General features: G+C 49.0%; 5 protein-coding genes. 3 read left to right on the top strand and 2 right to left on the bottom strand.

Annotation, left to right across the window (positions count from 1 at the left end; genetic code table 11):
• Both rpoD and AC5EF3_RS16220 read left to right on the top strand, forming a co-directional pair.
• On the top strand, positions 1-782 hold a 782-nt coding region (rpoD, locus tag AC5EF3_RS16225), incomplete at its 5' end, for an RNA polymerase sigma factor RpoD (RefSeq protein ID WP_493548790.1).
• Between the two features lie 70 nt (positions 783-852).
• On the top strand, positions 853-1,635 hold the full coding sequence (locus AC5EF3_RS16220; RefSeq protein ID WP_015826963.1) for a 2OG-Fe(II) oxygenase: 783 nt from the start codon (positions 853-855) through the stop codon (positions 1,633-1,635).
• Between the two features lie 84 nt (positions 1,636-1,719).
• On the opposite strand, the gene AC5EF3_RS16215 is transcribed toward AC5EF3_RS16220, so the two are convergent.
• Together AC5EF3_RS16215 and AC5EF3_RS16210 are read right to left on the bottom strand one after the other, a co-directional pair.
• Positions 1,720-2,661, bottom strand: a complete 942-nt coding sequence (locus AC5EF3_RS16215) for a hypothetical protein (RefSeq protein WP_493548789.1) — start codon at positions 2,659-2,661, stop codon at positions 1,720-1,722.
• Positions 2,654-3,664 carry a hypothetical protein gene (locus AC5EF3_RS16210; RefSeq protein ID WP_493548788.1) on the bottom strand — a complete coding sequence of 337 codons (1,011 nt, stop codon included), beginning with the start codon at positions 3,662-3,664 and terminating at the stop codon, positions 2,654-2,656. The genes AC5EF3_RS16215 and AC5EF3_RS16210 overlap by 8 nt, the downstream gene beginning before the upstream one ends.
• Before the next feature lie 602 nt (positions 3,665-4,266).
• Between AC5EF3_RS16210 and AC5EF3_RS16205 the strand changes: the two genes are divergently transcribed.
• On the top strand, positions 4,267-4,557 hold the full coding sequence (locus tag AC5EF3_RS16205) for a GIY-YIG nuclease family protein (protein WP_493548791.1): 291 nt from the start codon (positions 4,267-4,269) through the stop codon (positions 4,555-4,557).
• Positions 4,558-4,596 lie beyond the last annotated feature (39 nt).

Genomic DNA, 4,596 nt, shown 5'->3' with positions numbered 1-4,596 from the left:
CGATTGAAGATTTCCGCCGCATTGTTGCGACGGTTCAAAAAGGTGAGCGTGAAGCTCGCGTGGCGAAAAAAGAGATGGTGGAAGCAAACCTTCGTCTCGTAATCTCTATCGCTAAGAAATACACAAACCGTGGTCTTCAATTCCTGGATCTTATTCAGGAAGGAAATATCGGTTTGATGAAAGCGGTTGATAAGTTTGAATATCGCCGTGGTTACAAATTCTCGACTTATGCCACTTGGTGGATTCGTCAGGCGATTACGCGTTCTATCGCGGATCAGGCCCGTACAATCCGTATTCCTGTGCACATGATTGAGACAATCAATAAAATCGTGCGCACACAGCGCCAAATGCTTCACGAGATTGGCCGAGAGCCAACACCTGAAGAATTGGCTGAAAAGCTTGGTCTTCCGCTTGAGAAAATCCGCAAGGTTCTCAAAATCGCAAAAGAGCCGATTTCTCTGGAAACGCCAATTGGTGATGATGAAGATAGTAATCTTGGTGACTTCATCGAAGACAAAATGGCATTGCTTCCTGTGGATGCAGCGATTCAGTCGAACTTACGTGAAACAACAACGCGCGTTCTAGCGTCTCTTACACCACGTGAAGAGCGTGTGCTGCGTATGCGTTTTGGTATCGGTATGAATACTGACCACACACTGGAAGAAGTGGGGCAACAATTCTCGGTGACACGTGAACGTATTCGTCAGATTGAAGCCAAAGCGCTTCGCAAGCTGAAACACCCAAGCCGCTCACGTAAATTGCGCAGCTTCTTGGATACTTAGATAGTTACAAAGAAAAGCCCGATCATAGAAGGTCGGGCTTTTTTCTATTGCTAGATATTAAGGAGCGATAATGATCAACCTTGATGCAATCAAAGGTTTGTTCGGCTTGAGTGAAGAGCAAACAAAAAAGATCAATGTTTTTGCACCGGGTGCCATTGAAAAATTGACGGGACTAGCTGCCGATTATCAAAGCGCTCAACCTTTCCCGCATCTCGTAATCGACAATTTGTTTGAAAACGACGTGTTGAGCAACGTAATTGAAGAATGGCCGGCGACATCTGAAAGTTCGGTAGAGCCTCATGATGATGGAACTTATTCTGTCCAGAAATACGCATCAACATGGAAAACTGAGTACGGCCCGAATACAAGAGAAATTCTACGGCAATTAAACGAAGCGCACTTTCTTCAAACACTGACAGCAGTGACTGGCATTCAAGGACTAATGCCAGATCCTTATATGCTAGGCGGAGGACTACATTTCACCAGTTCTGGCGGGAAGTTGGCAATCCATGCTGATTTTAACAAGCATCATTTCTTTAAATTGGATCGTCGATTAAATTTGCTGGTCTATTTGAATGATGGGTGGAAAGAGGAAAATCAGGGTTGGTTGGAATTGTGGGATCGTGAAATGACTTCGTGTCAGCGGCGTATATTGCCCGTTATGAATCGCACGGTTCTTTTTTCGACGACAGATTTTTCCTTTCATGGGCAGCCGGAAAAAATAGTAGGTCCACCTGATCTCATGCGCCGTTCTATAGCCGTGTATTATTTTTCAAATGGCCGGCCTCAGGAAGAAATTTCGGGTGAAGAACATTCCACTTTGTGGAGAGAACGCCCAGGGCAAGGGTTTTAATCTTATCGTTGCTATGTGAAAATAATAAAAGCCCGATCAGAAATGGTCGGGCTTTTTGTTTATTGGTATGAAGATGCTGCCAGCTTAATCGGTGAAACAGATTTCTGTGCCATCGCCTTGGTCATAACAATCGCGGCGGTTGGAGCTTGGCGGCGGAGGGGCGGTGCGCGGCGGTGGCTTGAAGCCGTATTTATCGGTATAGCTTTCCGTGTAGGTGCCATTATTTGGCTGGTTTGCCTGACCACTACCCCAATAGGTTTTCTTACCAGACATGCGATCTGCCCATGCTTTTGGTCCTGTGCATTCAACACTCGTTGGCTTGTGGAAATAGCACATATCATAGGCGTCCTGGATGGTGCGCATTTTCTTGTTGGCATCCCACCAGCGGTAGAACATCGGCCCGCCTTCTTTGCGCGCGACTTCATAGAATTCCCAGTCGTCGACTATATTCGTGCGCAGAACCAATTCTTCGCGGGTTGCAGGCTTTTTCGGTAGAGCCGCAATGCGGGCTTTCTCTGCCTGTTCTGCTTTATAAGTTGCAAGCTGCGCTGCCTGACGTTCATTGTTAGTTGGTCCGGCAGTGCAGCCAAAACGTTTTTCAGCCCATGCCAGCATAACTGGCGGCGGGGCATCAAGCCCCTTCGGAAACTCCGGCTTCACCGTGGACCGGCCCCCTTCAAAGGCTGCCAGTTCCTGATAATATTTCTTCAGCGTGGCGTGCGCAGTGGTGTCGCCATTGCCCATGCCGCAATAATTGCCGTAGCATTCAAGCAAAGCGCGAACGACTTTAGTGCGTGTTTCCACCGCCGCGGAGCCATAATCCTGCCAATATAGGATGGCCTGTCCCCATGTATTTGGTCCGCTGGCAAAATAATGTTCAAATGTGTTGGCGAGGACCAAACCGTTCGGACAGTGCTTTGCTGATGCAGCAGGGGGTATGCATGCAACAGCAAGCGTGACACAGGCGAGCTTTAGCCTTAAGCGGGCGCTGATTCTAGTAGTTCTTCTTGTTTTCTTACTAGTCATAAAAACACTTCTCCGTACCATCGCCTTGGTCATAACAACGCCGTTCATTGTTGGTTGGTGGTGTTGGGATCTGGTTTTGTGAGTTGGTGATCATGTTGTTGTAAGCCGCATCAGCAGCGGCTTGGCGGGCTTGTTCCTCGGCGGCATGTTTAGCGCGCTCTTCTGCGACATAGGCGGCGCGCTGAGCTGCGCCTTCATTATAGGCTTTCATAGCATCCATCGTGGCGCGTCCGCTGGCGCGTTGCATCAATATGCGTTCATGGGCTGCATCTGCCGCCGCCTGGGCAGCCTCCTTGCCGGCGGCGTCGTTTTCCAGCGCCCAGTCAAACGCCATGTCAGGGACATAACCGCATGCTTGATCGCTGTGATAGTTGATCTGGTTCGCCGCCCAGTATTGAAACGGCTTGTACTCGCTCTTCACGCCATAACCGTTGATCTCGGGCATGGCGGCGGCGGCGTTGCAGAAATCAGCCGAAAAATCACCGCGAACAAGGCCGATCTCCTTAAAGTCGAGAGCGGCGCTGCGCTCACCAAAACAATCGCCAAAGGTCTTGGTAATCATTTTGACAGCGTCTGGCGCGGGATACATGTCGATCCGGTCCCACGGGATTTTTTTGTATTTCTTCATGGCTTTGTAGACCTTGGCATCGGATTTGACGCCATAGCGGTTCGGTTTTCCGTTCTTGATTTTTCCTTTGATCGTCCAGTTTGTCCACACTTCACTTGCGTGGGTATTGCCGACCCACTCAACTATTCTGGGCAGGTTGTCGCGCCCATGTAGCGCCCACCATGCGATGACGGCGTATTTTTGGTCTATGCGGACGAAGGAATGCGGGTCTTTCAGCTCTTCGGCAGACAGGGTGCAAGCAGCAACCGGTTCGATTGTATCCACCGCTGACTGCGCTATCGCAGCAGGCGAGAGGGTGATGGCGGCAAGCGCGGTGAAAGCAAATTTTGCTGTTTTGCCAAATAGTGTGCGGTGTTTATGCGTATGATTTCGCATTAATGCATCCCCTTTAATATGCATCCACGAATGATGTGGCGTTTAGATTGCGCCGCGTCCCAGAGCAGGCAATATCATCAAATTCGGGATAAATATTATACGTGCTTGCAAAAATGGTAAATGGGGATTGTTGCAGCGAGATAGAGCGCGCGCGGCGGAATTTGCTAAAGCGTGTCTTGCGCAATGGTGTATTTGCTGGAGTGTCATGCAATCGGTGATGAGGCTAAAAAGCTTAGATGCGCCAATATCTCCGCCATATCACTATGGGGAGTTTTGTCGGTCTTTTTTGGTGTCGGTGAGGAGGTGGGCTGTAAAGCGCACGGTCTGACCGCTGTTAGATAATGGAATTTGGTATGCGTGCCGCCAGAAGCGTGCGCTTTACCTGATGTTTTGATCTTCAAGCTGACAATCAACACATGCTCGCTCAATGCTCAAAGCATCAGCCCGCTCATGACACGAATTTGCGCATCGCCCACACCATGAGAAGGTGATGTAAATATGCGCCAGACTTTGCAGGGCGGGGATAAGTTTTGAGATATCCATGATTTTGGTGAGCGAAAAAGACGTTGTCAAATGTAAATGTTCTCTTTATGTTCGGTGCGATGAGGTATGCTGTTTATATTGTGAGCTCTCAAGATCATGGCACGCTCTATACGGGCGTGACGAACAATCTTGCGCGGCGTATTTGGGAACATAAGCAGGGTGTCGGTGCGAAGTTTACGACAAAATACAGTGTGAGTCGGTTAGTTTGGTATGAAAACCATGACTGCATTCACACCGCGATAAAGCGCGAGAAAAACATCAAAGCGTGGCAGCGCCAGTGGAAAATCAATATGATTGAACGCGATAATCCATATTGGTTGGATATGTACGCTTCTCTTGGGCATTTATAGGTTGCAATTTCTTTCCGTGTCACCCCAGCGAAGGCTGGG

This window comes from Hirschia sp., assembly GCF_058892565.1.
The sequence above is the reverse complement of the archived record's forward strand: the minus strand, read 5'-3'. Positions and strand labels throughout refer to the sequence as shown.

Bases quoted from the DNA above. Each gene is read 5' to 3' on its own strand.
- AC5EF3_RS16210 (WP_493548788.1), bottom strand. From the start codon at position 3,664: ATGCGAAATCATACGCATAAACACCGCACACTATTTGGCAAAACAGCA.
- AC5EF3_RS16220 (WP_015826963.1), top strand. From the start codon at position 853: ATGATCAACCTTGATGCAATCAAAGGTTTGTTCGGCTTGAGTGAAGAG.
- AC5EF3_RS16215 (WP_493548789.1), bottom strand. From the start codon at position 2,661: ATGACTAGTAAGAAAACAAGAAGAACTACTAGAATCAGCGCCCGCTTA.
- AC5EF3_RS16205 (WP_493548791.1), top strand. From the start codon at position 4,267: ATGAGGTATGCTGTTTATATTGTGAGCTCTCAAGATCATGGCACGCTC.